Annotated in this window: 2 pseudogenes; both read right to left on the bottom strand. The window is 77.8% G+C overall.

Annotation, left to right across the window (positions count from 1 at the left end):
- Window positions 1-416, bottom strand: a pseudogene (locus ABZV78_RS31820) (hypothetical protein); the annotation flags it as partial.
- A gap of 55 nt (window positions 417-471) precedes the next feature.
- Window positions 472-1,042 (bottom strand): annotated as a pseudogene (locus ABZV78_RS31815) (serine/threonine protein kinase); the annotation flags it as partial.

Below are 1,042 nucleotides of genomic sequence, written 5' to 3'. Positions count from 1 at the left end.
TCGATGCCACGCAGCGCCTCGACCCGTCCCGAACGGCCGTCGAAGGTGCGGGACATGGCGCCGAGCCGTTCGGTCGGCGCCGGCGTGGCGCCGAAGTACATGGTCGGCTCGGCGGCGCCCGGCGAGCCGACGGCCGGAGGGCTGAGCGCCGTGGTCGGCTCCGGCGTGCCGAAGTGGACGGTCCGGTCGGCATCTCCGGACCACCCGACCGCCCGCTGCGGCGGGCCGAACGGCACGGTCGGGTCGGCGGCCGGGAGGTGCACGGTCGCGTCCGGGCCGGACGGGCCGAGGTGGACGGTGGCCTCGGTGCGGTGCGCGGTGGGGTCACCGCCGCGGCCCAGGTCGACGGTCGCACCGGGGTCGGCGGGCAGCGCCCGGGTGGGCAGCGCCTCGGTCGGCTCCTCCGGCCGGGTCACGCCGGCCGTCCCCGGGACACGGTGCAGGTGTGGGCAGCGGGCACGGTCACGACTCCTAGCCGGGGGTGCAGTAGTTGTAGAGCGTCACGTACACCGGGGACGCCGAGGTGGTCGCGTTGCCGGCGGCGTCGACGGCGGTGATCTGGATCGGGATGCGGGTGCTCTGCTTCGGCGCCGGCAGCGGGCCGAGCGTGCCCCGGAAGACGCCGCGCCCGGCGGAGGCCATCGCTCCCGTGCCGGTGGCACCCTCGAGGGTGTAGCGGAAGGTGACCTTCAGTGCCGCCGGGCCGCTGCGGTCGTCGGTGACCGTGGCGGTGACCGTGCTGGTCTTGTCGCCGTACCGGCAGCCGTCCGGTTCGAGCTGGCCCGGGTCGGCGGTGACGCCGCCGACGGTGGGGGCCGTGACGTCGGGCGGGGGCGGCGGCGAGGTGCTGGCCGACGGGGTCGGGGCGGGCGCGCTGGTGCGTACCGGTGAGCGGGTGGGCGTCGCGGACCGGGAGTCGCTCGGGGCGGCGCTCGGCGGCGCCGGCGGCCCAGCGGACGATCCGCCCGCGCACGTCGCCGCCACGGACGACCCGGAAGGTCCCGGCACCAGCGCACCGAACGCCGACGGCCCGGCCCGGACC

It is taken from the genome of Micromonospora sp. NPDC004540, assembly GCF_040610095.1.
GTDB lineage: Bacteria > Actinomycetota > Actinomycetes > Mycobacteriales > Micromonosporaceae > Micromonospora.
This window is presented reverse-complemented; position numbering and strand designations above follow the sequence as displayed.